Origin of the sequence: Aeromonas sp. CD (genome assembly GCF_033349375.1) — a bacterium.
Classification (GTDB): Bacteria; Pseudomonadota; Gammaproteobacteria; order Enterobacterales; family Aeromonadaceae; genus Aeromonas; species Aeromonas hydrophila.
Map to the genome: position 1 here is coordinate 3,556,632 of NZ_CP137631.1, position 27,000 is coordinate 3,583,631.

A 27,000-nucleotide genomic window follows, 5' to 3' on the forward strand; every position below is an offset into this window, starting at 1 on the left:
AAAAAGCCGGGCAAGTGCCCGGCTTTTTTATTGGGTTTTACGTTGCCCTGACTCAGCGCCAGGGGCTCTGCTGCCACAACCGACCAAGACCGGACTCCAGCGCCACGGCGGCCTGCTGACCGAGCTTCTGGGTCAGACTCTTTGGCTTGCTGTAGCGAATGCCGACCACCTTGTGCTGGCTGGCTTGGGCCAGCAGATAGTCATCGCTGGTGCAGAGGCTGTCCACCAGCCCGAGCTGCTTGGCCTGGCTCGCCAGCCAGTGTTCGCCGGTGGTGACGCTGTCGATGTCGAGGTTGGGTCTGTGCTCGGCCACGAATGCCTTGAAGCGCTCGTGGATGGCGCCCAGCTCCTCGCGAAACTTCTCGCGCCCCTGATCGTCGTTCTCGCCAAACATGGTGATGGTGCGCTTGTACTGGCCGGCGGTGTGCATCTCGAACTCGATGTCGTGCTTTTTGAGCAGCTTGTTGAAGTTCGGCAGCTGGGCGATCACCCCGATGGAGCCGACGATGGCGAACGGCGCTGCCAGGATCTGATCCGCCACGCAGGCCATCATGTAGCCGCCGCTCGCCGCCACCTTGTCGATGGCCACGGTCAGCTTGATGTCACGATCCCGCAGCCGCTGCAACTGGGAGGCAGCCAGGCCGTAGCCGTGTACCACGCCGCCGCCGGATTCGAGCCGCAGCAGCACCTCGTCGCCGGGCTGGGCCACCCCTATCACGGCGCTCACCTCTTCACGCAGGGAGGCCACCTCCTTGGCATCCATGCTGCCGTGAAAATCGATGACGAACAGCCGGCTGCGCGCATCTTCGCTCTTGGCCCGCGCCTTGTGCTCGGCCTTGCGTGCCTTCTCCAGCTGCTTACGCTCCGCCTTGCCGGCCAGCGCGGCCTGCAACTGGTGACGTCCCTGCTCCAGCTCGCTGGAGAGATCGGTCACCACCAGCTCCCCCTTGCGGGATTTGGGCTGACGGCAGCTCACCACCATCAGGATGACGGCGCCGATGGCGAGCAGTAGGGTGAGGGTCTTGGCCAGGAACAGGCCGTATTCGGTCAAAAATGCCACTTGATGCTCCACTGGTGTGCCCCGGGGGGACGATTTTTTCACATTCTAGGGAGTTTGCCCGGTGTGCGCAAAAACTCTGCGTCAACCCGTCAAAAATGCCAATCGACAATCACAACCCCTCTAATTTATTCACATTTTTGCCATCTCATACTGGTCAAACGCCGTGCGGGATCAGTACACTTGCCCCTCTATTTGCCGCGCGCATCTGCCACGAATTGTTAACAGGAGTTGTCATGTTCAACTATCAGGCCCCCCAGGATCTGCTCAAGGACAAGGTCATTCTGGTCACGGGTGCCGGTGACGGCATCGGCCGCGAAGCGGCGCTCACCTATGCGGCCCACGGCGCCACCGTGATCCTGCTCGGCCGCACCAGCGCCAAGCTGGAGGCTGTCTACGACCAGATCGAGGCCGCCGGCCACCCGCTGCCCGCCATCGTGCCGGTGGATCTGAAAGGGGCGACCAAGAGCCACTACCTTGGCATGGCCGAGACCTTCGCCCAGCAGTTCGGCCGCCTCGACGGTGTGCTGTTCAACGCCGGCCTGCTCGGCACCCTGTCACCGTTCGAACACATCCAGGAGCAGGAGTGGGACGAGGTGATGCAGGTCAACGTCAAATCCGAATTCCTGCTGACCCAGGCGCTGCTGCCGCTCATCCGCCAGACCGCCAAGGAGCAGGGCAATGCCTCCATCGTCTACACCTCCTCCAGCGTGGGCCGCAAGGGCCGCGCCTACTGGGGCACCTATGCCATCTCCAAGTTCGCCATCGAAGGCATGATGGAAGTGCTGGCTGACGAGCTGGAAAATACCGGCGTGCGGGTCAACACCCTCAACCCGGGCGGCACCCGCACCAAGATGCGGGCCAGCGCCTTCCCGGCCGAAGATCCGATGAACCTCAAGACCCCGGCCGACCTGATGCCGCTCTATCTCTATCTGATGGGTGCGGACAGCCGGGGCAAAACCGGCCAGACCTTTGTGGCCCAGCCCAAATAAATCAACAAAATAACCGCAACCCTGCGCCGCATGGGGTTACATTCAATAGGGTGCCGTCGGCACCCTGTTGCAACATCCGCTCCCTTATCAGGTTGAGATATGTTTCGTCCCAAGAGCACGTTTGAGCAATGGCGGATCTTTCAGGCCGTGGTGGACTGTGGCGGCTACGCCCAGGCCGCCGAGGCGCTGAACAAGAGCCAATCCTCTCTCAATCATGCGGTAGCCAAGCTGCAGCAGAGTCTGGGTGTGGCTCTGCTGGAGGTGAGAGGGCGCAAGGCGGTATTGACGCCGGCGGGGGAGATCTTCCTCAAGCGGGCCCGTCAGCTCAGCCAGCAGGTGGAAGAGTTGGAGAATCTGGCCAACAACCTGGAACGGCAGTGGGAGCCGCAGATCAACCTCTATGTGTCGGTGTTGCAACCGCGCGAGCGGCTCTATCGGGCGCTGGCCCACTTCTACCCCCGCAGCCGGGGCTGCCGGGTCAATCTGCACGAGCGCATCCACTGCCACTTCAATGCCCTGCAGGTGGGGGATCTGATGCTCTCCGAACACCTGCCCCACGATCGCACCGGCCTGCCGCTGGACGAGGTGTGCCTGCTGCCGCTCTGCTCGGCCGAGCACCCGCTCGCCACCCAGGGGGGCGCCATCGCCGCCGAGGAGCTGGCCAGCCACAACCAGATCAGCCTGCATCCCCCCATTCACCGCTCGGTGGACTGGAACGACGCGGACGACACCGGCTGGAAGGCGACCCACTATCACGAGGTGATCGCCATGCTCAAGCTCGGCCTCGGCTACGCCTGGCTGCCGCGCCACCTGGTGCAGGAAGAGCTGACAAGCGGCGCCCTGGTACCGCTGGATCTGGCGAGCGGCAACGAGCGCCACCTCTATACCTATCTGCTGACCCCGTCGGCCGACGCGCTGGGTCCGGCCACCGAGCTGCTGCTGCGCTGCCTGCGCAACGAATACCAGAACGACAACGACCGCTAGAGCGCCTCCCCGCCGCCACAGACATTGAGGCGGGCCAACCCGCTCGCCCCCTCACCCTTTCAGCTTCAGACGTTCGGCACCCGCCAGCAGGCGGCCAGCGCCAGCAGCGCCAGCCCCATGGCCACCATGAAGACCCCGTGGAAGCTCCAGATCTCCGCCACAGTCCCCGCTATCGCCCCCGCCATGATGGAGCCGGTGCGGATGCTGTTGGCGAACAGGGTGGTCGCCACCCCGGCGCGACCCGGCATCAGATCCTGGAAGTAGGACATGCCGATGCCGGCGACGATGCCGATGAAGATGGCGTTGAGCAGTTGCAGCGCAATGAGGGCATGCTGGCTCGACAGGGTCACCAGCCCCACGTAGAAGCCGACTCCGGCCAGCACCGCCAGCAGCATCATGGGGCGCTTGCCAAAGCGCTGGGTGTAATGGCCCGCCAGCAGCATGAAGGGGATTTCGAGGGCCGCCGCCGTGCCCATCAGCACCCCGGCCAGCTTCTCCTCCAGCCCCAGCTCGCGGGTGATGTAGAGCGGCATGTTGATGAGGTACATGCTGTTGCAGGTCCACATCAGGGTGGAGGCGATAAAGAGCGCCCGCACCGACGGATCCCGCCAGCTGCTGACCCGCTCCACCTCGCTGTCCATCACCGGCAGCGGCAACGAGGGCAGCCAGCGCCACACCACGAAGGCGCAGAGCAGATAGGCCACCGCGGAGGCGAGGTACATCACCTCGAAGCCGTAGCCGATGGCCAGCGCGAAGGCGATGGGCGGCCCTATCACCCAGGCCAGCGAGAACTGGGCCCGCAACACCGAGCTGAACATGTCGGCCCGCTTGTTGCGGCTGTCGGCGTATTCCCGCGCCAGCGCGAACAGCTGGGGGCTGGCGGTCGCCGCCAGGCTCGCCAGCAACACCCCCAGGCTCACCAGCAACCAGTACTGCCGGTTCCAGGCAAACAGCAGGGAGAGCACCACGCCGGCGAAGCAGCAGCGCAGGATCAGCCGCTTGCGATCCCCCTTGTTGTCGGAGCGATGGCCCAGCCACTGGCTGATGAGGATGCCGATCACCGCGTTGACGGTATAGAAGAGCCCTACCAGGAAGGGGCGCACCTGCACCTCCTCGGCCAGGAACAGGCTCAAGGTGGGCACCTGCAGTGCCACCGCCACCCCGGTCATAAAGGTCACGGCCAGAAAAGAGAGAGAGACGGGGTCCGTCCTGTTGCGAGCGGCGGTCAGCAAGTGCATAGAATTACCACTGATTGGAGGGAAGAAAACTGGCCAAAATTCGGCAAGTGCATGAAATGGCGTCGCTTATTTTATGTCATTATCAAGAGCCACCTCAAGGCTTGCGACCCCGTCCCCGACCCCGTACAGTGAAAGCCCACTGGCCAGCATAAGGATTTCACATGTTTGATTTTGACCGGGAAATAGATCGCAGCGGCACCATGAGCCTGAAATGGGACAAGTACAAGGGACAGGACGTGCTGCCCATGTGGGTTGCCGACACCGACTTCGTCTCCCCCCCTGCCGTCATCGAGGCCCTCACCCAGCGTGTCGCCCACGGCATCTTCGGCTACTCGCGCCCCTCTCCCCGGCTGATCGAACTCATCATCGCGCGGCTGGCCAGCCGCTATGGCTGGACCATCCAGCCCGAGTGGATCGTCTTCCTGCCCGGCGTGGTGCCGGGTCTCAACCTCGCCTGCAAGGCCTGGAGCCAGCACGGCCGTGGCATCATCACTCCCAAGCCGGTCTACTACCCCTTCCTGCAAGCGCCGGGCTTCAACGACCGGCCGCTGCTCACCGTGCCCATGGTGGAAGAGGCCGGTCGCTGGGTGCTGGACATCGAGGAGCTGGAGCGCCAGGCGCCGGCGGCGGATCTGCTGCTGCTGTGCAACCCGCACAACCCGGGCGGCACTGTGTTCACCCGCGAGGAGCTGCTGGCCATCGACGCCATCGCCGAGCGCCACAACCTGGTGATCTGCTCCGATGAAATTCACTGCGACCTGTTGCTGGACAAGGACGCCCGCCACATCCCCTACGGCGCCATCAGCCCGGCGGCGGCCGAGCGCTCGGCGGTGATGATGGCCCCGAGCAAGACCTTCAACATCGCCGGGCTCTGCTGCTCCTTCGCAGTGGTTCCCAATGCCCGCCTGCGCCTCAAGCTGCAGCAGGCGATGCGCGGCATCAGTGCCGACGTCAACCTGCTGGGCTTCGTGGCGGCAGAGGCGGCCTACGAAGGGGGCGAACAGTGGCTCAGCGAACAGCTCGACTACCTGGCCGCCAACCTGGCCCTGATCGAACAGGCGGTCGCCCGCTGGCCCGGCATCAAACTGGCGCGCCACCAGGCCACCTACCTCGCCTGGATCGACATGAGTGCGCTCGGGCTGGACGACCCCATCGCCTTCTTCGAGCAGGCCGGGGTGGGGCTCTCCCCCGGCGCCCAGTTTGGTGACGGCCAGTTCGTGCGCCTCAACTTCGGCTGCACCCGGGCTCGCCTCGTCGAGGCGCTGGCCCGCATGGAGAAGGCCATTCTGGCGCGCTGATCACGCGCGCTCTCCCTCATGGCCTCACCATATGGGCAGTGGCGGGGCCGGCAGCAGCTGGCCCCGCAATATATTGAAGTCAGCCAGATCCGTATCCGATCGCAATAGGGTATATTTTCGCAACATGCCGCCACGGCCCCGCAACCCGGGATTGTCGATGGCGCCGAATACGGCACAGTGCCGCCGCCAGCAGCTGGCGCGGCCGAATGCCAACCGGGATGGGCCAGCCCATCCCTTTTATCAGCCATTGATCCGGTTCACTATGCCCCAACCAGCCTTGCACCCTCTGCCGACCCTGCTTCGCCGCACCCTGCCCTGGCTGGCGGCGGCCCTGGCGCTGCCCCTGCAGGCAGCCACGCCTGCCTATCTCACCATCGGTACTGGGCCCCTCAACGGCGTCTACTACCCGACCGGTGGCGCCATTTGCCGGCTGCTCAATGAAGAGACGGCCAACCATGGCCTGCACTGCTCGGTGCAGAGCACCTCCGGCTCCCTTGCCAACCTGAAGGCGCTGCATCAAGGGAAAGTGCAGCTGGCGCTGGTGCAGTCCGATGTGGTGCACCATGCCGCCCACAGCACCGGCCCCTTCATGGGTCAGGCGCCCGATGACCAGCTGCGCAGCCTCTACCGGCTTCATCAGGAGTCGCTGACCCTGCTCGCCAGCGCCAACAGCAACATCAACACCCTGGCCGACATCGAGGGCAAACGGGTCGATCTGGGCAATCCGGGCTCCGGCGAGCACATCACCAGCCAGGCCCTGCTCGATGCCATGGGCTGGCAGGCCAAGAGCTTTGCCCCCGTCATCCCCGCCGCGGCCAACAACCGGCTGGAGGGGCTCTGTGACGGCACCCTGGACGCCGCCTTCGTGGTGGCGGGCCACCCCAATCAAGCCATCGGCGATCTCACCGGCCGCTGCAAGGCGCGCCTCATCCCCATCGAAGGAGAGCAGGTCGACGCGCTGCTCAAACAGCATCCCTACTATCAGCGCAGCCGCATCGGCGCCAACCTCTACCCGGGCCAGCCCAGCGGCGTCAACACCTTCGCCGTCACCGCCGAGCTGGTGGCGCTGGCCAGCCTGCCAGAGGGCGAGGTGCGCACCGTGCGCGACGTGTTGAGCGGGCGACTCAAGCAGTTCACCCGCCTCCATCCGGCCCTCACTGCCCTCACCCTGGAGGGAATGCAGGGCGAGGCGGAAGTACCGCGCCACGCCGGCATGGCGGATGCCCCGCCCGCCCTGCTGCCCGAAACCCTGAGCCCGGCTCCGGCCACCTCGGAGGCCCTGGCAACTTCATCAGCCGCGCAGCCCACCGAACTGGCACACCCCGCCGGTGAAAACACGGCACAACCTGCCGGTGAAACGGGCGCCCCCTCCCCGGAAGGTACGCCCGCCACCTCGTCCGGGCAGACCCCTGGCGCCCTGCTGCCGACTCCCTCGGCAGCCACAACTACCGAACCTGGCGCGAGTAACGTGCTCGAAGGGGCCGCCGTGGAGCAGGGCGGCAAACTGACGGGCACGGCCGCGCCAAGCCCCTCTGCCGTGATGAGCGGGGAACAACCCTCCTCTCCGGCCCCCGCCGAACCGGCATCGACAGCACCGGCACCGGCCACGCCAAGCGCCGCCTCACCGACCGGGGACGGCGTGCCAGCCAAGTAAGGCCGCCAAACAGCCACAACGACAGAGGCCACCCAAGGGTGGCCTCTTTTTGTTTCGATATTGGGTGGGCTCAAGCCCTGGCGTCCGGCAACGGCTGCGGGCGCTGGATCTCCTGCTCCACCCAGTGCAGCAGTTGCTTGATGGCGCGCGACAGCACCTGGTTCTGGCGCACCACGTACCCCAAGCTGGTGCCGGGGAAATCGGTGAGCCGGGTCACCGGGGCGGTCAGCTTGAGCCGCGGGTGAATGGAAAAGTCCGGCACTATGGCCACCCCGAAACCCGCCTCGGCCCAGTCGAGCTGGGCGTCCACGCTGCCTACTTCCATGATGCGGCAGCTGGGCAGACCGAGCAGCGGCAAAGAGGGGTCAATGAGCGCCCGGGTACGGGTGTCGTGGCCCAGCAGGATCAGGGTCGGCTCGTCGAGGGGATCGCTCTCCCCCGCCTTTGCCCGCGCCTGCCAGCGAGCGAGACCGTGGCCCAGCGCGCACCAGGTCACCTGCTGCAACTCGGTGTAGAACAGCGGCTCGCTGCGCTTTTGCGCCATCACGAAGCCCAGATCCGCCTTGCCCGCCTTGACCAGCTCCGCCGCCTGATCCGAGGTGGTGTTGAACAGGGTGAGGTCGATGCCGGGGAACTCCTGCTTGAAGCGCTGAAAGGGCTGAATGAGCAGCAGGCGCGAGATGATGTCGCTGGCGGCGATGGCCAGCGTCCCCTGACTCAGCTGGTTGAGGGCGTTGAGATCGGACTGGCAGAGCTGCAGCTCGGCGATGGCGCGCTCGGCGCTTTGCAGCAGCCGCTCGCCCGCCTGGGTCAGCCGAAACGGGCTGCGCTCGATGAGTTTGACCCGGGTGGCCTGCTCCAGATTCTTGAGGTGCAGGCTCACATTGGGCTGGGTCATGTGCAGTTCGGTGGCAGTCTGGCCGAAGTGCTGCAGCCGGGCCAGGGTGACGAAGGTGTGCAACCAGTGAATATCCAGCATGGGGATCCTCTTGTGCCGCCACGGCCACACGGGCCCCTGAGGGGGACGTCGGCACGGCAGCGGGGCGGTTTGCCGATAAATTCACCGCAATTATATGACTCTCTTATCGGAATTATAAAGATAATTAATTTTTCTAATCCTCCTGAGCCTCCTAGGATGATCGCCTAACGTCTTAGGAGAAAGAGTCATGTCGTCTATCGTAGTCGTAGGTGCCAACTGGGGTGATGAAGGCAAAGGCCGCATCGTGGATTATCTGGCAGGCCAAGCAGGCGCCAGCATTCGCTTCCAGGGCGGCAACAACGCCGGCCATACCGTCGTCAACGACCTTGGCACCTTCAAGCTGCACCAGGTTCCGAGCGGTGTGTTCAACCCGGATTGCCTGGTCGTGCTCGGCCCTGGCATGGTGATCAGCCCCGAGAAACTGACCGTCGAGCTGGACGAAGTGAAAGCCTCCGGCGTCACTCCCAAGCTGGCCATCTCTGATCGCGCCACCCTCTGCCTGCCGCTGCACGCCATGGAAGATACCCTGGAAGAGCAGCGCCTGGGTGACGGCGCCTACGGTTCCACCCGTCAGGGCATCGCTCCCGCCTATGGCGATCGCGTCATGAAGAAGGCGATCCTGGTGGGCTGGCTGAAGCAGCCGGAAGTACTGGTCGAGCGCATTCAATTCTTCCTCGACTGGAAACTGCCGCAGCTCAAGGCCCTCTACCCGACCTTCGAATTCAACCAGACCGCCCAGGAGATGGCTGACTGGCTGCTGGAAGTGTCCGCACCCTGGATCGACTCTGTCTGCAACGTCAGCATGCCGCTCAAAGCGCTGCAGGCCGAAGGCAAGACCCTGCTGTTCGAAGCCCAGCTGGGCGCCGGCCGTGATCTGATCTACGGCGAATACCCCTGGGTGACCTCCTCCCACGTTTCCGGCGCCTATGCCGGCATCGGTGGCGGCCTGCCGGGTCTGCGTCCCGAGCGCGTCATCGCCGTCGCCAAGGCGTTCAGCACCTCCGTCGGTACCGGCACCCTGCTGACCGCCATGGAGAACCAGGACGAGTTCCGCAAGATCGCCAACGAGTTCGGCGCCACCACCGGTCGTCCCCGTGACGTCGGCTACTTCGATGCCGTTGCCACCAAGAACGGTGTCGAGCTGCAGGCTGCCAACGAAGTGGCGCTGACCAAGCTGGACTGCCTGACCGGTCTGCCGGATCTGAAGATCTGCGTCGCCTACGAAGGTGCCCACACCGAGAACCCGATCTGGCCGCAAACTGCCGGTCTGAAGCCGGTTTACGAAGTAATGGAAAGCTGGAGCGAAGACATCACCGGCTGCCGTACCTTCGCCGAGCTGCCCAAAGCGGCTCAGCAGTACGTACTGCGCATCGAAGAGCTGCTGGGCGTACCGGTGCCGATGGTCTCCGTCGGCCCGGGCCGTGACGAGATGATCCTGCGCTAAGTCGCGCGATCAGCTGTCAGCACAGTAAAAAACCGGCATCCAGGATGCCGGTTTTTTTATGCCCGGGCGCACCACATCTCTTTCACCGCCCTCATTAAAAATCAACGTAAAGACTCATATCATGGCAGCAAGACGGCCACTTTGAGCGGTTGAGTCACTCACATCCTCCTCCTCTTCGCTAGACTGATCCCATCATCCACCGAGGAGCCTCACCATGAAGATTGCCAAGCGTACCACCCTGCTCTCCCTACTGTGCGTGGCGGCCCTGCCCGCCAGTGCCATGACCCTAAAGAGCAGCGACATCCACGAAGGCCAGCTGATGGACAAGGCCTTCAGCTTCAACGGCTTCGGCTGCAGCGGTGACAACCGCTCGCCCCAGCTGAGCTGGCAGGACCTGCCTGCCGGCACCAAGAGCGTCGCCATCACCGCCTATGACCCCGACGCCCCCACCGGCAGCGGCTGGTGGCACTGGCTGGTGGTGAACCTGCCTGCCAGTCAGAACGAACTGCCAAGCAACGCCTCCGGCAAGCTCAAGCAGGGGCTGGAGCTTAAGACCGACTTCGGCAGTCAGGGTTACGGCGGCCCCTGCCCGCCCGCCGGCCACGGCATGCACCGCTACCAGTTTACCGCCTGGGCCCTGCCCCAGCCCCTGGAGGTGAAGGCAGACACCCCGCCCGCCATGGTAGGCTACATGCTCAACAGCATGGCCCTTGGCAAGGCCACCCTGACCGCCACCTTCGTCACCCCCTAGGAGCCAGCCGGATGAGCACGCCGCTGCTGCAACTGCACCACTATCTCGGGATCCGCCAGCAGCCGCTGCACCGGGTACTCATCTACGCCCCCACCATCATCTGGGTGGAGCAGGGTCACAAGCAGTTGTGGTGGCAGGAGAAGCGCCTGGCATTCGATCAGGCGAGCTGGCTGCTGATCCCGGCCGGTCACCAGCTCACCTTCGTCAACCAGCCGGAGCAGGGCAAGTTTCGCTCCCGCGCGCTGACCCTGCTGACCCCGCCCCCCGTCGAATGGCTCGGCGCGGCCCAGGCCGGCCCGCTCAGGGAGCCGCGCCTGGCGGTCAGTCCGGCGCTAGCCTTCTGTTTCGAGCTGGTCTGCTCCATGGCGGATCGGCGGCTCAATGAGACCACCCAGGCCCAGCTGCTGCAGGGCTTCTATGCCGAGCTGCAGGCCGCCGGCGGGCTCGACCTGCTGTTTCCCGCCCACACCATGACCCTCGGCGAGCGGCTGGCCCGCTACCTCGGGGTGGAGCCGGGCGCCGATCACACCCTGGAGGGGGTCGCACCGCACTTCGCCATGAGCCGCGCCTCCATGGCGCGCAAGCTGGCCGCCGAGGGGCGCAGCTTTCGCCAGCTGCTGACCCAGGTGCGCATGAGCCACGCCCTCACCCTGCTGCAGCAGGGGCTGGCGCCGCTGGAGACGGCCCTCGCCTGTGGCTACGACTCCCCCAGCCGCTTTGCCGCCCGCTTCAAGCAGGAGTTCGGCCTGACCCCCTATCAATACCTGCGCACCTGCCCCTCCTCTCTCTCGCTGGCTGCCGCCAGACAAGTAAATAGTTACTAAAATACCAAGCTATGTAACCTCGTGTAACCGGGTGATCCGGCTCACACCTTCCCCTCCTGCACTGTGATGCAGCGCCAACAATCCCCTCAAAATCGCCCTATAATCGCTCTCGCAAACGCTTTCACTAAAACAAGCACTAAAAAACACCTTCCTTAACCTACAAAAACTGTCATTGGAGCGAGAGATGTTTCGTAAAAGTTTACTATCCGTTACCCTGAGCGTCGCCCTGTTCGGCCTCACTGCCTGCAACGGCAATGACTCCAGCAGCCCGGCCGCCCCCAGCGCCACCCTGGCGAACCAGTATCAGAATGTGATCGACCGCAGCGGTACCCCGCTCCAGTTCCGTGACTTTGACAGCTACTCCAACCTCAAATACAACCCGCTGCTCGATCTCGGCGCCTGGCACGGCTTCCTGCTGCCCGCCAGCGACAGCGAATGGGGCGGCTTTACCGGCCCCATGGTCATCGCCGAGGAGTACAGCCTGTTCTTCGCAAGCGAATTGGACAAGCTGACCCTGAGCGACGAGAGCGGCCGCGCCTTCCCGCTCACCAGCGCCAGCAAGCAGGCGCTGTACGCCATCCCGGGGGCGCTGGTGCAGCGCTTCGAATTCGAACCCTTCACCCTGGAGCTGGAGCTGCGCTACGGCGATGCCCGCACTGCGCTGGTTCGCACCCGCCTCATCAACCATACTGACGCCCCCTTCACCCTCAAGCTCAACTGGCAGGGGGAGCTGCTCAACCAGTGGGATGCCAACAAGACGGTCGCCGAGCAGTACCCCGCCTGGACCCGCACCATCAGCCAGACCGAGCGCGGCGTGGCATTCCAGTTCGGCAAACTGCGCAGCACCTGGAACATCATGCAAAGCGGCAGCGCCAGCTACCGCATCGATCGCACCCTGCCCAGCCGTACCACCCTCGACGAGCAGGGGCTCGGCTACGTGAGCGAGGCCAGCCTCACCCTGGCCGCCAAGGGCCAGCAGGATATCTATACCCTGCAGAGCTATGTCCACAGCCGTGCTGACGCCGACCGTTTCGAGCAGAGCCGCCAGGCGCTGCTGGCCGACCCCGCCAGCCATTTCGACGACTCCATCCGCCGCTGGGAGGATTACCTGGCGCGCGGCCTCTCCAATCAGGGGATCCCGGAATCGGAGCGACGCATCGCGGTCAAGGCGATGGAGACCCTCAACGGCAACTGGCGCTCGCCGGCCGGCGCCATCCTGCACGACGGGGTGACCCCCTCCAACACCGCCCGCTGGTTCGACGGGGTCTGGGCCTGGGACAGCTGGAAGCACGCCTACGCCATGGCCCACTTCAACCCCGAGATAGCCAAGAACAACGTGCGCGCCATGTATGACTACCAGATCCAAGCCGATGATCCGGTTCGGCCGCAGGATGCCGGCATGGTGATCGACGCCGTCTTCTACAACAAGCTCGCCGATCGCGGTGGCGACGGCGGCAACTGGAACGAGCGCGACACCAAGCCGCCCCTCTCCGCCTGGGCCATCTGGGAGATCTACAGCGCCACCCAGGACAAAGCCTTCATCGCCGAGATGTATCCGAAGATCCAGGCCTATCACGACTGGTGGTACCGGGCGCGGGACAACAACCGCAACGGCATCATCGAATATGGCGCCACCCGTCACGTCGAGCACAACGACGAGTTCGGCAACATCACCTTCAAGGTGCAGTACCCGACGGGGGCACCGGCCGGGCTGGATCTGTCGAGCTGTACCGATGAAGGAGATGGCTGGTATGGCTGCGCCGGCATGGCGCTCTATCAGCAGGTATTGAGCGTTGGCGGCTACGCCGACATGGATATTGGCGCCCAGCACGGCGCCGGCTGGGAGTCCGGCATGGACAACGCCGCCCGCTTCGGCTTTATCGAGCCGGATCAGCTCAAGCGCTATGCCGATAACACCTATGGCGGCGACATGGCCAAGGCGCGCCAGGACTGGAACGTCTTCTTCTTCGAAAACCATCAGGACGATGGCAGCCTCATCGGCTTCTCTATCGATCAGGAGTCGGTGGAGCTCAACGCCTTCCTCGCCAAGGAGAAGCGCATCCTGGCCGACATGGCCGAGCTGCTCGGCAAGCCGGACGAGGCGAGCCGCTATCGCGAAGGAGCAACCCAGCTGGCTGGTTACATCAACAGCTGCCTGTTCGATGAGGCCTCCGGCTTCTATTACGACCGCCAGATAGCCCAGGGGGATCTGCCCGACGCCAACAGCTGCGTCGGCAAGCTGTTGACCGCCCGCGGCCGTGGCCCGGAAGGGTGGAGCCCGCTCTGGGCCGAGGTGGCGGACCAGGATAAGGCGGCGCGGGTGCGCGAGGTGATGCTCAATGCCCAGGAGTTCAACACCAAGGTGCCGCTCGGCACGGCGGCGCTGACCAACCCGGCCTATGACCCCGACATCTACTGGCGCGGCCGGGTCTGGCTGGATCAGTTCTACTTCGGGGTGAAGGGGCTGGAGAACTACGGCTATCGCAGCGATGCCCAGACGCTGGTCAACAAGCTGTTTGCCAACGCCGAGGGGCTGGCGGGCAGCGGCCCCATCCGCGAGAACTACAACCCGGAGACCGGCGCCATGCAGGGGGCCAGCAACTTCAGCTGGAGCTCGGCCCACCTCTACATGCTCTACCGCAACTTCCTGAAAACAGAGGGTTGATCCCTCTTTGCAGGAATGAGCCAACAAAAAGGCCTCCGCAAGGGAGGCCTTTCTTATGGCGGCACCGGAGATGGCGACTTACTTGACGGTCACCCGGGCAAACTTGCGCTTGCCGACCTGGTAGACGGCGGTACCGGCACCGATGAGTGCCTTGCCATCTTCCAGCTTCTCGCCGTCAACCTTGACCGCGCCCTGCTTGATCATCCGCAGTGCTTCGGAGGTGGTGGCCACCAGATCGGCATCTTTCAGCAGGTTGGCAATCGCCAGCCCTTCGCCTTCCAGTGCCAGCTCGACTTCCGGCATTTCGTCCGGAATGGCGTTCTTGGAGAAGCGCTGGGTGAAATCTTCGTGGGCTGCTTCGGCCGCCGCTTCGTCGTGATAACGGGCGATGATCTCTTTGGCCAGCCAGATCTTCACGTCGCGCGGGTTGAGAGTGCCGGCAGCGATACCTGCCTTGAACTCTTCGATTTCAGCCAGTGGACGGAAGGAGAGCAGTTCGTAGTAGTTCCACATCAGATCGTCGGTGATGGACATGATCTTGCCGAACATCTCGCCCGGGACATCGTGCACGCCGATGTAGTTGGCAGCGGACTTGGACATCTTCTTGACGCCGTCCAGGCCCACCAAGAGCGGCATCATCAGCACGCACTGGGTCGCCATGCCGGCATCTTTTTGCAGCTCGCGGCCCATCAGCAGGTTGAACTTCTGGTCGGTACCGCCCAGCTCGACGTCCGCCTTCAGCGCGACCGAGTCATAGCCTTGCAGCAGCGGATAGAGGAATTCGTGAATGGCGATGGACTGGCCGTTGCTGTAGCGCTTTTTGAAGTCGTCGCGCTCCATCATGCGGGCTACGGTCTGCTTGGCCGCCAGCTTGATCATGCCGGTCGCGCCCAGCTCGCTCAGCCAGGTGGAGTTGTACTCGATGCGGGTCTTGGCGGGATCGAGGATCTTGAACGCCTGCTCGGCATAGGTGAGGGCGTTGTGCTTGATGGCCTCTTCGGAGAGCGGCGGACGGGTGGCGTTCTTGCCGGAGGGATCACCCACCATGGCGGTGAAGTCACCGATCAGCAGGATCACTTCATGGCCCAGATCCTGGAAGGTCTTCAGCTTGTTGAGGATCACGGTATGACCCAGATGAATGTCGGGAGCCGTCGGGTCCATCCCCAACTTGATGCGCAGCGGGCGCCCTTCCTTCAACTTGGCGACCAGTTCTTCTTCCACCAGAATTTCTTCCGCTCCGCGCTTGATCTCGGCTAGCGCCACCTCGAGCTGGGACATTTTTTGACTCTCCAATCACGATTCCACAGGGCCAGACATATTACTGGAATGGCGGGCCAATTGGAAAGGCGGTAAACTCCGACATTCTTCCCGGCTCAACTTCGTCTGCTTCTCATGGTCATTTGGCACGCCTTCAACTCTCTCCCTCACTGGCACCGAAAAATGGTGCTGATCCTGAGCATCATGGTGATGATGCTGGCGGCCTGGCCGAGCGAACAGGCAGTCGCTACCCGGGTCGATGACAACGGCAACGAGCTGGCCATCGAGCAGCAGGTCGACGAGGAGGCGCGGCTGGCCGAAGCCAAGCCCGTCGCCCCGCCCAAGCCGAGCTACATCACCAAGCAGGTTAAGGTACGCAGCGGTGACAACATGGGGATCATCTTCCAGCGCCTCGGCCTCAGCACCACGGATCTGCACCTCATCGACCAGCTCGAGGGCACGGATACCCTGCGCCTGCTCAAGCCAGGCCAGGAGCTCACCTTCAAGCTCACCAAGGGCGGCAAGCTGCACAGCCTCTACTACCCCCACAGCCTGGAGCAGGCGCTCAAGGTGAGCCGCAAGGCCGACAGCTTCGTGGCCAGACCGGTCAAACTCGAACTCGACACCCGCGAGCAGGTGGCCAAGGGCGAGATCCGCTCCAGCTTCTGGGGCGCAGCCGTCGACGCCGGCATGACCGAGGATCAGATCATGGACTTGGCCGCCATCTTCGGCTGGGACATCGACTTCGCTCAGGACCTGCAGCCGGGCGACAGCTTCCGGGTGGTCTACGAAGAGAAGTACCAGGATGACGAGCGGGTTGCCTCCGGCGACATCCTGGCCGCCGAGTTCATCAACCAGGGCACCGCCTATCGCGCCGTGCTGAACGAGGATGGCAACTACTACACCCCGGATGGCAAGGCGATGCGCAAGAGCTTCCTGCGCGCACCGGTCAACTTCAAGTACATCAGCTCCAACTTCAATCCGCGCCGGCTGCACCCGGTCACCGGCAAGGTGCGCCCCCACAACGGCATCGACTACGTGGCGCCGGTGGGGACCCCCATCATGGCGGCGGGCGGCGGCAGCGTGGTGGCCGCCGGCTACAACCAGTTCAACGGCAACTACGTCTTCATCAAGCACGCTGGCAACTACGTGACCAAGTACCTGCACCTCTCCAAGCGCACCGTCAACAAGGGGCAGCGAGTGAAGCAGGGCCAGACCATCGGCCTGCTCGGCGGCACCGGCAGGGTCACCGGCCCACACCTGCACTATGAGTTCGTGGTGGGCGGCGTGCACAAGAACCCGCGCACCCTCAACCTGCCCCAGGCGGAGTCTCTCAGCGGGCGGGCGCTGGCCAACTTCAAGGCCCAGGCCATGCCCCAGCTGGCCAAGCTGGACAGCCCGGAGCTGCAGCTGGCACAGAACAAGCGGGCCAACGGCGGCAGCTGAGCCACCATGCCAGAGACCCACAAGGAGCAGTCATGAGCGAGCGTTATATAGGCTTGATGTCGGGCACCAGAATACGGCATGGGATCGAGGCCGCTCCCTCTCTCACGTGCGTTTTCCCGCTCTGCAAGTAAGGAAGCCCCATGACTGAACGCTATATAGGCTTGATGTCCGGTACCAGAATACGGCATGGGATCGAGGCCGCCCCCTCTCTCACGTACGTTTTCCCGCGCTGCAAGTAAGGAAGCCTGATGACTGAACGCTATATAGGCTTGATGTCCGGTACCAGCATGGATGGTATCGACACCGTGCTGGTGACGATGGATAGGGAAGCACTTCGAGTAGAGGCGGCGCTGTGCCACCCCTGGCCAGCGGAGACCGCCCACGAGCTGCACGCTCTCTGCACCCCGGGCGACAACGAGATCGACCGCATGGGGGTCGCCGACAACCTGGTCGCCCGCGAGTTTGCCGCCGCCACCCACGCCCTGCTGGCCAAAGCGGGGCTGACTCCCAAAGATATTCGCGCCCTCGGCAGCCACGGCCAGACCATCCGCCACCGCCCCCAGCTCGGCTTTACCCTGCAGATCGGCAACGCGGCCCTGCTGGCGGCGCTGACCGGCATCGATGTGGTGGCCGACTTTCGCACCATGGACATGGCCCTCGGCGGCCAGGGGGCGCCACTGGTGCCCGCCTTCCATCAGGCCTTCTTTGCCCGCCCCGGCGCCCTGCGGGTGGTGCTGAACCTCGGCGGCATCGCCAATATCTCGGTGCTGCCGGGCCAGGCCGATGGCGTCTATGGCTTTGATACCGGCCCGGCCAATACCCTGCTCGACGGCTGGTATCGCCGCCATCACCCCCAGGGAGCCGGTTACGATGCCGGCGGCCAGTGGGCGGCCAGCGGCCGGCTTATCCCTGCACTGCTGGAGCAGCTGCTGGCTCACCCCTACTTTGCCGCCCCCCACCCCAAGAGCACTGGGCGGGAGATGTTTACCCTCGACTGGCTCGATGGCGAGCTGGCCGGTCACGCCCATGCCCCGGCGGATGTGCAGCGCACCCTGCAGGCGCTCACCTGCCACAGCATCGCCCGCCAGCTGCCCACACTGGCGGATGCGCAGAGCCGGCCCGAGTTGTATGTCTGCGGCGGCGGCGCCCATAACACCCCGCTGCTGGCGGAGCTGGCCAGCCTGCTGCCCGGCTGGCGCATCGCCAACACGGCCGAGCTGGGGATCGCCCCCGACTGGATGGAAGGCGCAGCGTTTGCCTGGCTGGCGCAGCGCTTTATCCACCGCCAACCCGGCAACCTGCCGGCTGTCACCGGTGCCAGCCGCCCAGCGATACTGGGTGCTCTCTATCCCGCCTGAGCCAAGCCTGTTCCAGACCCAATAGAGCAGGGCCGTCACGCGACGGCCCTGCTCTATTTCCTGCCTGCTCTGCTCTGCCAGCCCCTCTTGCGAGGGACGTGACACTATTGGTGGCTCACCGCCTCCAGCAGGGTAGTGGCGGCCAGCTTGCCGAGCGGATTGCCGGCCAGCGGGCTGTCACCGGTCAGCAGATTGCGATCCCGGCACACCTCCCCCGAGATGCCGCTGTTGACGATCTCAAATCCCATCCCCTTGAGCCGCTCGCCAAACTTCCAGGTGAGCCGACCCGGCATGTAGCCGATCGCCGGCGTCTGCTCATCCAGCGCATCGGGGAAGGCGCAGATCCGGTAGCCGGCGAAGGTGTGCGGATTGGCCACCGCCAGCAAGGCCGCCGGCCCGTGGCAGAGGGTGATGATGAAACGCTCGTGGGCCATCGCCCACTCCAGCAGCGCCTTGATCTCGGCGCTCTCGGGCAGCCCCATCAGGGCGCCGTGCCCGCCGGGAATGAACACGCCGAGGTAGTCCGAATCAGGGGCCTGCACCTGGGCCAGCAGATCCGCCAGTTTGGCCGGCTGGCGGAATTGCCCCTGGTATTTGCCATAGAGCCCCACCACCGCCTCATCCTCCGTCGGCATGGCCCACCACTCGAACTTGACCGGATTGCCCGACAGGGTGGCCACCTCAAAGGCAAAGCCCGCCTTGTCGAGGTGATACATGGGCAGCAGGGTTTCCACCGGATGGTTGCCGGTAGAGAACAGGGTACCGTTGTCGGTGGGCAGATAGCGCTCATCGGCCCCGATCAGCAGGATCTTCCAGCGACCGCCCAGATAGGGGGCGGGATAATCGGCCCCCGCCAGATCCGACTTGCGCGAAGTGAACTGGCTCAATGAATAGGGGGAAGGGAAAAAGCATTCTGCTCCGCCGGATCCGGGGTCGGTTGCTTGTCGTCAATCAGCTTCTTGGTCATGGGACTCTCTCCATCATGGGTTGACTCGCTCACACAGTATTGGCTGCCAGGGGCCGGGTAAATGCGCCGTGCTCTTCCCTCTGACAGGGCGCTGACGCACGGCGCCCGCGCAGCCAGGTCCTGTTCGCGCCGCTGAAAATATATGGCATATGCAGGGTGGCGTCCTGTCCGCCTGGTTGCCGCATCCGGCAGTGAACGGCGCCCCTCATTTCCATCCGCTCCCACCACCTCAGCTTATTGCCATGCAGATGGGCTGAATGTTATTTCAATGGCCCTATTGCGGCTCACTTCAGGCATATTTTTGGCCTTATGAAAAGCCCTTCACCAGGCCGAAAAATAAATAGCTATGCAAAACCGGGATAATATCCTGCAAGTTGGTCAGAATCATTAACCTGGGATTTACAGCTGGTAACCTGAATTGACGCAAATAAAGGCGCCATCAGCCGCCTGCATGGCAAAAAGTGGGAGCGCCATCACCTTTATTGCTCTTTCTGGTCATGCATTGAATAGCAAAGTGAATATATTTCACTCTGTTGAGCCACCTCATAGAAACCGGATCCCGGTTTGCATCCGCTGGCGAACGCCCCCTAGAATCCTCCCGTCTGAATCATCAAGCCGATTTATTTCTCCCTTATCCGTTTGCACGCGCCGGCGGCACCGGCACAAGGCTTTACACAGTGATGACCATGGTCCCTTGCCCCGTCGCCCTGCGGCGGGAACGGGCAACTGTTGCCGCCATCATGGGTATCGCCCTGCGTGACGCATTCGGCCAGGGAAGAGCAACGCGGCCTGACCCTACATCAAAAACGAAAAAGGAGTATCGCCATGAGTGGTACCATCATCAAGTCAGCCAGAAATACCGCCAATGCACCGCAGGATCTGAGCCCCAGCACCCAGAGCGTGGCGTTCTCCCACTACAACAATATCTCCGCCCAGCTGCCGGTCGACCCGAAAACGGGCGCGCTGGTCGCAGGGGATATCAAGGCGCAGGCCAGACAGTGCCTCACCAATATCAAGGCCATCATCGAGAGCATCGATCATGTGATGGATGACGTGGTCAAAATCACGGTGTTTCTCAAAGAGATTACCGATCTCGACGCGGTCAACGCCGTCTATGGCGAGTTCTTCCCCCACCTGCTGCCGACCCGCACCGTGCTGGCGGTGGCCGGTCTGCCGCTCGGCGCCGCCGTGCAGATGGACGCGCTCATCTCCAACGGTGAAGGCACCTTCCCGCAGGCGCCCTGCCCGCTGCTGAAGCTCTCCCGCAACAGCGACAAGGCGCCGCAGGATCCGCTCTCGACCCATACCGTCGCCTTCTCCCACTACAACAATATCGGTGCCCAGCTGCCGGTCGATGCCGCATCGGGCCAGCTGGTCGCCGGTGGTATCCAGCAGCAGGCTGGCCAGTGCCTGCGCAACATCAAGCACGTGCTGGAGAGCATTGATGTGCCGTTTGACGATATCGTCAAGGTCACCGTCTATCTGACCAGCCTGGCCGATCTGGACGCCGTCAACGAGGTCTACACCACCTTCTTCCCGGACTCCGCCATTGCCCGCGCCGTCGCCTACCTGCCGGCGCGCAGCGTGATCGTGGCCTCCGCCCTGCCGCTGGGCGCCCGGGTGCAGATGGATGCGGTCATCTCCCACGGTGACGGCACCCCGCCACAACTGGTGGAAGACAGACACAATCTGGTGATCAGCGCCCGCAATACCGACAAGGCACCGCGCAGCCCGCTGCACACCCAGACCGTCGCCTTCTCTCACTACAACCATATCGCCGGCCAGCTGCCGGTTGATCTGGCCACCGGCAATATCCTGACCGGTTGTGTCAAGGAGCAGACCGCCCAGTGCCTCGGCCATATCAAGACCATCGTCGAGAGCATCGGCCACGTGATGGACGATATCGTCAAGGTGAATATCCAGCTTGCCAACATCGCGGATCTGGCGGACGTGGATGCCATCTACACCAAATACTTCCCGGCCTATCTGCCGGCCCGCACCGTGATTGGTGTGAGCGAGCTGCCCGCTGGCGCCGTGGTGCAGATTGATGCGGTGATGTCCAACGCCGAAAGCACCCCGCCTTTGGTTTAAAACATTGCTCTAGCATTAAAAATACACCGGCTTAGGCCGGTGTATTTTATATGAAATAATTTGCAAAACTACTCAGTTCAATTTCTATATGGAATCTCAGACAAAGATACAGGCACACTACCTAATGAGCATGTATCTAGCAGTACACAAATGGAATTCTTACAAAACATTTTATTAGGATTGGGTCCAACCTTGATTGAGGTGACAATGCTTCGTGGTTCTATGGAAATTTTCTTTATGGGTTTTATATACGACTCCTTAGCAAGAAAATCTATGTTGTTGCGCTCAAAATTCACTAACCGCCATTCTTTTTCCTCTTTAAATGAGGAGTCTTTAATAAGAGCGCATGCAACATTCAGTCTAGATATCAATGCAGAACCAGCCTCATTAATTGCATCCCAATACGGAAGCTCTGAAGGATCAATACAATTTGATTTGTCATGCTTACCCATTTCAGCAGTTTCATTAAATGTTTTTAAGGCCAAGTCAAAAAGATGCTTAACATAAGCCTCTTGCTCTTCCAATAAATATAAACATGGTAAGAGTTGAAACCCACTACTCTTTAAATTTGATGAGCGAAAACCAATACTTACACCAATACCATTTTTGGTGTAACCCCGCCATTGACTTAAAAGATCTCCTTCTTCAGTAAGGGAAAACGAGAAGGGGGGCTTTTTTAATAAAAGACCATCAATACTATCTAGGCTATTCAAAAAAATTAAAAACGGTGATGATTTATAAATTTCTTTTTGGATTCCAAGCTGTTTTTTGAACAAATCCAAACCTAGTTGATACTCTTTTTCATCATTTAAAAAAAAGAGATCACCCATCCATATCTGTTTATTTTTAATTATTCCTACTAATGCATTAAAATCTGAATAGTGAAAAAGCTCTTCTGGTGGAGTTCTATTCACAATATTCATTATATGTAACATAAACCCTCATGTTGTATATTATAAAATAATTGACATTATAATTACACTCGTTGTTTATAAAGGCAACTATTATAGGTGATTTTCAAGTCAGCTTTTTCGACTTTTATATCCAATAAAAAACGCCCTCCATCTTGCGATGGAGGGCGTTTTATCGTTCCGGCTATTGGGCCAGAGTGGCCCAACGTTCAGGAATTACAGGGGCTGTTACAGGGACTCTGCGGTCGCAACCACGTTTTCCACGGTAAAGCCGAATTCCTTGAACAGCAGCTCGGCCGGTGCAGACTCACCAAAGGTGGTCATACCGATGATCTTGCCGCCGAAACCGACGTACTTGTACCAGTAGTCGGCGATGCCGGCTTCGATGGCCACACGCTTGGTGACGGAGGCCGGCAGAACGGACTCTTTGTACTCGGCAGATTGAGCGTCGAACACGTCGGTGGCCGGCATGGAGACCACGCGCACGGCACGGCCCTTGGCAGTCAGCTGCTCATAGGCGGCAACGGCCAGTTCCACTTCGGAACCGGTGGCGATCAGGATCAGCTCAGGCTTGCCAGCGCAATCCTTCAGCACGTAGCCACCCTTGGCGGTATCGGCCAGTTGCTGGGCAGTACGGTCCATCTGGGCCAGGTTCTGACGAGAGAAGATCAGCGCAGTCGGGCCGTCGGTACGCTCGATGGCGTGCTTCCAGGCGATGGCGGATTCAACCTGGTCACAGGGACGCCAGGTGCTCATGTTCGGGGTCAGACGCAGGGAGGCGATCTGCTCGACCGGCTGGTGAGTCGGGCCATCTTCACCCAGACCGATGGAGTCGTGGGTGTAAACGAAGATGGCGCGCTGCTTCATCAGGGCGGCCATGCGCAGGGCGTTGCGGGCGTATTCCATGAACATCAGGAAGGTGGCGCCGTAGGGGATGAAACCACCGTGCAGGGCGATACCGTTCATGATGGCGGACATGCCGAACTCGCGTACACCGTAGTGGATGTAGTTGCCGGAGGCATCGTCGTTGGTCAGGGACTTGGAGCCGGACCACATGGTCAGGTTGGACGGTGCCAGGTCGGCAGAGCCACCCATGAATTCCGGCAGCAGCTTGCCGAAGGCTTCCAGCGAGTTCTGGGAGGCTTTGCGGGTAGCAATCTTGGCCGGGTTGGCTTGCAGGGTTTCGATGATCTTGGCGGATTCAGCAGCCCAGTTGGCCGGCAGCTCGCCAGCGGTACGACGCTTGAATTCGGCAGCCAGGGTCGGGTGAGCGGCTTCATAGGCGGCGAACTTGGCAGCCCAGTCGGCTTCCAGCTTGGCGCCCTTCTCCTGACCGTTCCACTCGGCAGCGATGTCGGACGGGATAACGAACGGCGCGTGGTCCCACTTCAGGAAGGCACGGGCGGCGGCGATCTCGTCGTTGCCCAGCGGTGAGCCGTGGCAGTCGTGGGAACCGGACTTGTTCGGGGAACCGTAACCGATGATGGTGCGGCAGCAAATCAGGGTCGGCTTGCCGGTCTCGGCCTTGGCGGCTTCGATGGCAGCGTTGATCGCTTCCGGGCTGTGGCCGTCAACGGCGGCAATCACGTGCCAGCCGTAAGCTTCGAAGCGCTTGACGGTGTCGTCGGTGAACCAGCCTTCCACGTGACCGTCGATGGAGATGCCGTTGTCATCCCAGAACGCGATCAGTTTGCCCAACTGCAGGGTACCGGCCAGGGAGCAGGCTTCGTGGGAGATACCTTCCATCAGGCAGCCGTCGCCCATGAAGGCGTAGGTGTAGTGGTCGACAATGTCGTGACCCGGCTGGTTGAACTGCTCGGCCATGGCCTTCTCGGCGATCGCCATGCCGACGGCATTGGTGATGCCCTGACCCAGCGGACCGGTAGTGGTTTCAACGCCCGGCGCGTAACCGTACTCCGGGTGACCCGGGGTGCGAGAGTGCAGCTGGCGGAAGTTTTTCAGATCGTCGATGGAGAGGTCATAACCGGAGAGGTGCAGCAGGGAGTACAGCAGCATGGAGCCGTGGCCGTTGGAGAGAATGAAACGGTCGCGGTCGGCCCACTTGGGGTTGTTCGGGTTATGTTTGAGGTGGCTGCGCCACAACACTTCGGCGATATCCGCCATTCCCATGGGGGCGCCCGGGTGACCGGAGTTGGCTTTTTGAACGGCATCCATACTCAATGCGCGAATGGCATTGGCAAGCTCTTTACGAGAAGGCATCTGTATCTCCTGCGATTGCTTCATTTGATGGCCAAGATTAAGGCGCGTTATTGTCCCAGCAGGGGGCGCGGCGTGCAAATATTATCTGGGCGAATAAAGTGGCTTTGGGAGCTCAATCGCTTTTCTTGACGGGGCAAACGATTGAGTCGTAACCGCTTTACACCCCAAATGGGGTAAAGCGCGGATCTTGTTCGGCCGGGGGGCGGTAAAACCAAAATAGTGCTGGCAATCGAGGGGGGCGCTAACTAAAATGGACGTCCAGATGTAGATACCTCTACAATCATCCTATCATCACCCGGTTATTGCTGCGGCGATAACCCCAGACAAGCTGAGAATCCCATCATGGCAAAGCTGTTTACTTCCGAGTCGGTCTCCGAAGGCCATCCCGACAAGATTGCGGACCAGATCTCCGATGCGGTCCTGGACGCCATCCTCAAGCAAGACACCAAGGCCCGCGTTGCCTGCGAGACCCTGGTCAAGACCGGCATGGTCATGGTGGCCGGTGAAGTAACCACCACCGCCTGGGTAGACATCGAGCAGATCGTCCGCGACACCGTGCGCGACATCGGCTACACCCACTCCGACATGGGCTTCGATGCCGACTCCTGCGCCGTGCTGAATGCCATCGGCAAGCAGTCCCCGGACATCAACCAGGGCGTTGACCGCAGCGATCCGCTGGAGCAGGGCGCGGGCGACCAGGGCCTGATGTTCGGCTACGCCACCAACGAAACCGACGTGCTGATGCCGGCCCCCATCACCTACTCTCACCTGCTGGTGAAGCGTCAGGCTGAAGTGCGCAAGAACGGCACCCTGCCGTGGCTGCGCCCGGATGCCAAGAGCCAGCTGACCTTCGCCTACGACGACGCCGGCAAGATCATCGGTGTGGATGCCGTGGTGCTCTCTACCCAGCACGCCGAATCCATCAGCCACAAGGATCTGGTGGAAGCGGTGCGCGAAGAGATCATCAAGCCGGTGCTGCCGGCCGAGTGGGTCAACAAGGACACCAAATACTTCATCAACCCGACCGGCCGTTTCGTCATCGGCGGCCCGATGGGTGACTGCGGTCTGACCGGTCGCAAGATCATCGTCGACACCTACGGCGGCATGGCCCGTCACGGTGGTGGCGCCTTCTCCGGCAAGGATCCGTCCAAGGTTGACCGCTCCGCCGCCTACGCCGCCCGCTACGTGGCCAAGAACATCGTCGCTGCCGGTCTGGCCGATCGCTGTGAAATCCAGATCTCCTACGCCATCGGCGTGGCCGAGCCGACCTCCATCAGCGTCGAAACTTTCGGCACTGCCAAGGTCGCCGAGGATCTGCTGGTCAAGCTGGTACGCGAGCACTTCGAACTGCGTCCGTACGGCCTGATCCAGATGCTGGATCTGAAGCGCCCGATCTACCAGGCCACTGCCGCCTACGGTCACTTCGGTCGCAACGAATTCCCGTGGGAACAGACCGACAAGGCCGAACTGCTGCGTTCCGCCGCCGGTCTGTAAGCGTCACGCTTGTGGTATAAAGGGGAGCCTGGCTCCCCTTTTGCTTGTCCGCCATTTGCCGAGAACCCGATGTCCGTCACCGCTACCCGCCTCGATCCCGCCCTGCACGATCAGTTGCTCGCCCGCGTCGACGCCTGTTTTGTGCAGGCCGAAGCACGCCTTGGCCGCCCCTTTCCCCGCCCACAAGTCCATTGCAACATGCGCGGCCGGGCGGCGGGGTCGGCGCGGCTGCAAACCTGGGAGCTGCGCTTCAACCCGGCCCTCTATCAGGCCAACCAGCAGGCGTTTCTGGCCGAGGTGGTGCCCCACGAGGTGGCCCACCTGCTGGTCTATGCCCTGTGGGGCGAAGGGCGCGGCAGATCGCGGGTGCTGCCCCACGGCCGCCAGTGGCAATCGGTGATGCGGGAGGTGTTCGGCCTTGAGCCCAGAACCACCCACAGCTTCGATCTGGCGGTCCTGGCGCAGCAGACCATCCCCTATCGCTGCCTCTGCCAGCAGCATCAGCTGTCGGTGCGCCGCCACAACAAGGTGATACGCGGCGAGGCCCGCTACCACTGCCGCCGCTGCAAGCAGCCGCTGGAGCGGGTTGGCTCGTCGCAGTAAGCCAGCCGGTGTCGCGTCCCTGTGCTAGGGTGCCTCTCTGCTTTTTCCGCCAACCATCTCATTGCCAAGGATCACCATGTTTCGTCCCCTGCTCTCTCTCGCCCTGACCCTGCTGGTCAGTCTGCCCCTGCATGCCCAGACCTTTCGCGCCGCCAAACAGGATCTGAACCGCCTCTATCAGGATCATCCGGTTACCTTCTACTGCGGCTGCAAGATTGACTATCAGGGCAAGAAAATGAGCCCGGATCTGGCCAGCTGCGGCTATGAGCCGCGCAAGCAGCCCAAGCGCGCCGCCCGTATCGAGTGGGAACACGTGGTGCCGGCCTGGGAGTTCGGCCACCAGCTGCAGTGCTGGCAACAGGGCGGTCGCAAGAATTGCGGCAAGAGCGACGAGTTCAACCAGATGGAGGGGGACATGCACAACCTCTTCCCCGCCATCGGCGAGGTGAACGGCGATCGGGCCAACTACCGCTTCTCCGACTGGAATGGCACCCCGGATCAATACGGCCAGTGCCGGATGCTGGTGGACTTCAAGAATCGCCAGGTGCAGCCGCCCAAGGGACCGGTACGCGGCCAGATCGCCCGCGCCTACCTCTACATGAGCCAGCAGTATGGGCTGCGTCTCGCGGCGCAACAGCGTAAACTGTTCGAAGCCTGGGACAGGCAGTACCCGGCCGACGGCTGGGAGTGCGAGCGCAACCGCCGCATCGGCAAGCTGCAGGGCAATACCAACCCCTTTATTGAAAAGCAGTGCCGATAACCCCATC

At 62.3% G+C, this 27,000-nt stretch carries 21 protein-coding genes; 14 read left to right on the top strand and 7 right to left on the bottom strand.

Going from position 1 to position 27,000, the window contains the following annotated elements:
* Positions 1-52 precede the first annotated feature (52 nt).
* Positions 53-1,060 (bottom strand): protease SohB, encoded by a 1,008-nt coding sequence (gene sohB / locus R2E40_RS16395; RefSeq protein ID WP_318163918.1) that lies wholly within the window; start codon positions 1,058-1,060, stop codon positions 53-55.
* Between the two features lie 233 nt (positions 1,061-1,293).
* Here sohB and R2E40_RS16400 point away from each other — a divergent pair, with 233 nt between their 5' ends.
* Both R2E40_RS16400 and R2E40_RS16405 read left to right on the top strand, forming a co-directional pair.
* On the top strand, positions 1,294-2,049 hold the full coding sequence (locus tag R2E40_RS16400; RefSeq protein WP_318163919.1) for a YciK family oxidoreductase: 756 nt from the start codon (positions 1,294-1,296) through the stop codon (positions 2,047-2,049).
* A gap of 99 nt (positions 2,050-2,148) precedes the next feature.
* Positions 2,149-3,033 carry a LysR family transcriptional regulator gene (locus R2E40_RS16405; RefSeq protein ID WP_011706897.1) on the top strand — a complete coding sequence of 295 codons (885 nt, stop codon included), beginning with the start codon at positions 2,149-2,151 and terminating at the stop codon, positions 3,031-3,033.
* A 65-nt stretch (positions 3,034-3,098) separates the two neighbouring features.
* Here the strand turns inward: R2E40_RS16405 and R2E40_RS16410 are convergent, their stop codons facing one another.
* Positions 3,099-4,271, bottom strand: coding sequence for an MFS transporter (locus R2E40_RS16410; protein ID WP_318163920.1), 1,173 nt, complete (start codon positions 4,269-4,271; stop codon positions 3,099-3,101).
* Positions 4,272-4,432: 161 nt separating this feature from the next.
* Here R2E40_RS16410 and R2E40_RS16415 point away from each other — a divergent pair, with 161 nt between their 5' ends.
* Positions 4,433-5,569, top strand: a complete 1,137-nt coding sequence (locus R2E40_RS16415) for a MalY/PatB family protein (RefSeq protein WP_039215611.1) — start codon at positions 4,433-4,435, stop codon at positions 5,567-5,569.
* A 262-nt stretch (positions 5,570-5,831) separates the two neighbouring features.
* Complete coding sequence (locus R2E40_RS16420; RefSeq protein WP_318163921.1) at positions 5,832-7,223, top strand: TAXI family TRAP transporter solute-binding subunit; 1,392 nt, start codon at positions 5,832-5,834, stop codon at positions 7,221-7,223.
* Between the two features lie 70 nt (positions 7,224-7,293).
* Here R2E40_RS16420 and R2E40_RS16425 read toward each other — a convergent pair whose 3' ends face one another.
* Positions 7,294-8,202: a LysR family transcriptional regulator gene (locus R2E40_RS16425; protein WP_011706900.1), complete on the bottom strand. Its 909-nt coding sequence runs from the start codon at positions 8,200-8,202 to the stop codon at positions 7,294-7,296.
* 187 nt (positions 8,203-8,389) lie between these two features.
* Here R2E40_RS16425 and R2E40_RS16430 point away from each other — a divergent pair, with 187 nt between their 5' ends.
* From R2E40_RS16430 to ygjK, 4 genes are all read left to right on the top strand, one after another.
* The gene (locus tag R2E40_RS16430) at positions 8,390-9,646 is read left to right on the top strand and encodes an adenylosuccinate synthetase (RefSeq protein ID WP_005303296.1); all 1,257 of its coding nucleotides are present in this window, start codon (positions 8,390-8,392) and stop codon (positions 9,644-9,646) included.
* A 214-nt stretch (positions 9,647-9,860) separates the two neighbouring features.
* Positions 9,861-10,397 carry a YbhB/YbcL family Raf kinase inhibitor-like protein gene (locus tag R2E40_RS16435; protein ID WP_025201329.1) on the top strand — a complete coding sequence of 179 codons (537 nt, stop codon included), beginning with the start codon at positions 9,861-9,863 and terminating at the stop codon, positions 10,395-10,397.
* Positions 10,398-10,408: 11 nt separating this feature from the next.
* Positions 10,409-11,221: a helix-turn-helix transcriptional regulator gene (locus R2E40_RS16440; RefSeq protein WP_263677900.1), complete on the top strand. Its 813-nt coding sequence runs from the start codon at positions 10,409-10,411 to the stop codon at positions 11,219-11,221.
* A gap of 184 nt (positions 11,222-11,405) precedes the next feature.
* On the top strand, positions 11,406-13,886 hold the full coding sequence (ygjK, locus tag R2E40_RS16445) for an alpha-glucosidase (protein WP_318163922.1): 2,481 nt from the start codon (positions 11,406-11,408) through the stop codon (positions 13,884-13,886).
* Between the two features lie 78 nt (positions 13,887-13,964).
* Here ygjK and tyrS read toward each other — a convergent pair whose 3' ends face one another.
* Positions 13,965-15,164: a tyrosine--tRNA ligase gene (gene tyrS / locus R2E40_RS16450; RefSeq protein ID WP_318163923.1), complete on the bottom strand. Its 1,200-nt coding sequence runs from the start codon at positions 15,162-15,164 to the stop codon at positions 13,965-13,967.
* 114 nt (positions 15,165-15,278) lie between these two features.
* On the opposite strand from tyrS, the gene R2E40_RS16455 reads away from it, so the two are divergent.
* The gene (locus tag R2E40_RS16455; RefSeq protein WP_318163924.1) at positions 15,279-16,589 is read left to right on the top strand and encodes a peptidoglycan DD-metalloendopeptidase family protein; all 1,311 of its coding nucleotides are present in this window, start codon (positions 15,279-15,281) and stop codon (positions 16,587-16,589) included.
* A 248-nt stretch (positions 16,590-16,837) separates the two neighbouring features.
* Entirely contained in the window at positions 16,838-17,947 is a 1,110-nt protein-coding gene (locus R2E40_RS16460; protein WP_318163925.1) for an anhydro-N-acetylmuramic acid kinase, read from the top strand.
* A 104-nt stretch (positions 17,948-18,051) separates the two neighbouring features.
* Here the strand turns inward: R2E40_RS16460 and hchA are convergent, their stop codons facing one another.
* Entirely contained in the window at positions 18,052-18,834 is a 783-nt protein-coding gene (gene hchA / locus R2E40_RS16465; protein ID WP_318163926.1) for a glyoxalase III HchA, read from the bottom strand.
* Positions 18,835-19,739: 905 nt separating this feature from the next.
* Between hchA and R2E40_RS16470 the strand changes: the two genes are divergently transcribed.
* Positions 19,740-21,005: a RidA family protein gene (locus R2E40_RS16470; protein ID WP_318163927.1), complete on the top strand. Its 1,266-nt coding sequence runs from the start codon at positions 19,740-19,742 to the stop codon at positions 21,003-21,005.
* A gap of 77 nt (positions 21,006-21,082) precedes the next feature.
* Here R2E40_RS16470 and R2E40_RS16475 read toward each other — a convergent pair whose 3' ends face one another.
* Together R2E40_RS16475 and tkt are read right to left on the bottom strand one after the other, a co-directional pair.
* Complete coding sequence (locus R2E40_RS16475) at positions 21,083-21,940, bottom strand: DUF2971 domain-containing protein (protein ID WP_318163928.1); 858 nt, start codon at positions 21,938-21,940, stop codon at positions 21,083-21,085.
* Between the two features lie 204 nt (positions 21,941-22,144).
* On the bottom strand, positions 22,145-24,136 hold the full coding sequence (gene tkt / locus R2E40_RS16480; protein ID WP_017409159.1) for a transketolase: 1,992 nt from the start codon (positions 24,134-24,136) through the stop codon (positions 22,145-22,147).
* Between the two features lie 342 nt (positions 24,137-24,478).
* Here tkt and metK point away from each other — a divergent pair, with 342 nt between their 5' ends.
* The 3 genes from metK to R2E40_RS16495 all read left to right on the top strand — a co-directional run bounded on the left by metK (position 24,479) and on the right by R2E40_RS16495 (position 26,993).
* A complete protein-coding gene (gene metK / locus R2E40_RS16485; RefSeq protein WP_011706910.1) occupies positions 24,479-25,630 on the top strand; it encodes a methionine adenosyltransferase in 1,152 nt (383 codons plus the stop codon).
* A 69-nt stretch (positions 25,631-25,699) separates the two neighbouring features.
* On the top strand, positions 25,700-26,233 hold the full coding sequence (locus R2E40_RS16490) for a SprT family zinc-dependent metalloprotease (protein WP_318163929.1): 534 nt from the start codon (positions 25,700-25,702) through the stop codon (positions 26,231-26,233).
* A gap of 76 nt (positions 26,234-26,309) precedes the next feature.
* Positions 26,310-26,993 carry an endonuclease gene (locus R2E40_RS16495; protein WP_318163930.1) on the top strand — a complete coding sequence of 228 codons (684 nt, stop codon included), beginning with the start codon at positions 26,310-26,312 and terminating at the stop codon, positions 26,991-26,993.
* The last annotated feature ends 7 nt before the right edge of the window (positions 26,994-27,000 follow it).

Excerpts from the sequence above, each read along its gene's own strand:
- R2E40_RS16420 (WP_318163921.1), top strand. The coding sequence starts at position 5,832 with ATGCCCCAACCAGCCTTGCACCCTCTGCCGACCCTGCTTCGCCGCACC.
- R2E40_RS16475 (WP_318163928.1), bottom strand. The coding sequence starts at position 21,940 with ATGTTACATATAATGAATATTGTGAATAGAACTCCACCAGAAGAGCTT.
- R2E40_RS16415 (WP_039215611.1), top strand. The coding sequence starts at position 4,433 with ATGTTTGATTTTGACCGGGAAATAGATCGCAGCGGCACCATGAGCCTG.
- metK (WP_011706910.1), top strand. The coding sequence starts at position 24,479 with ATGGCAAAGCTGTTTACTTCCGAGTCGGTCTCCGAAGGCCATCCCGAC.
- R2E40_RS16440 (WP_263677900.1), top strand. The coding sequence starts at position 10,409 with ATGAGCACGCCGCTGCTGCAACTGCACCACTATCTCGGGATCCGCCAG.
- R2E40_RS16470 (WP_318163927.1), top strand. The coding sequence starts at position 19,740 with ATGAGTGGTACCATCATCAAGTCAGCCAGAAATACCGCCAATGCACCG.
- tyrS (WP_318163923.1), bottom strand. The coding sequence starts at position 15,164 with ATGTCCCAGCTCGAGGTGGCGCTAGCCGAGATCAAGCGCGGAGCGGAA.
- R2E40_RS16400 (WP_318163919.1), top strand. The coding sequence starts at position 1,294 with ATGTTCAACTATCAGGCCCCCCAGGATCTGCTCAAGGACAAGGTCATT.
- R2E40_RS16455 (WP_318163924.1), top strand. The coding sequence starts at position 15,279 with ATGGTCATTTGGCACGCCTTCAACTCTCTCCCTCACTGGCACCGAAAA.
- R2E40_RS16410 (WP_318163920.1), bottom strand. The coding sequence starts at position 4,271 with ATGCACTTGCTGACCGCCGCTCGCAACAGGACGGACCCCGTCTCTCTC.
- R2E40_RS16425 (WP_011706900.1), bottom strand. The coding sequence starts at position 8,202 with ATGCTGGATATTCACTGGTTGCACACCTTCGTCACCCTGGCCCGGCTG.
- ygjK (WP_318163922.1), top strand. The coding sequence starts at position 11,406 with ATGTTTCGTAAAAGTTTACTATCCGTTACCCTGAGCGTCGCCCTGTTC.
- R2E40_RS16495 (WP_318163930.1), top strand. The coding sequence starts at position 26,310 with ATGTTTCGTCCCCTGCTCTCTCTCGCCCTGACCCTGCTGGTCAGTCTG.
- R2E40_RS16490 (WP_318163929.1), top strand. The coding sequence starts at position 25,700 with ATGTCCGTCACCGCTACCCGCCTCGATCCCGCCCTGCACGATCAGTTG.
- R2E40_RS16435 (WP_025201329.1), top strand. The coding sequence starts at position 9,861 with ATGAAGATTGCCAAGCGTACCACCCTGCTCTCCCTACTGTGCGTGGCG.
- R2E40_RS16430 (WP_005303296.1), top strand. The coding sequence starts at position 8,390 with ATGTCGTCTATCGTAGTCGTAGGTGCCAACTGGGGTGATGAAGGCAAA.
- tkt (WP_017409159.1), bottom strand. The coding sequence starts at position 24,136 with ATGCCTTCTCGTAAAGAGCTTGCCAATGCCATTCGCGCATTGAGTATG.
- R2E40_RS16405 (WP_011706897.1), top strand. The coding sequence starts at position 2,149 with ATGTTTCGTCCCAAGAGCACGTTTGAGCAATGGCGGATCTTTCAGGCC.
- R2E40_RS16460 (WP_318163925.1), top strand. The coding sequence starts at position 16,838 with ATGACTGAACGCTATATAGGCTTGATGTCCGGTACCAGCATGGATGGT.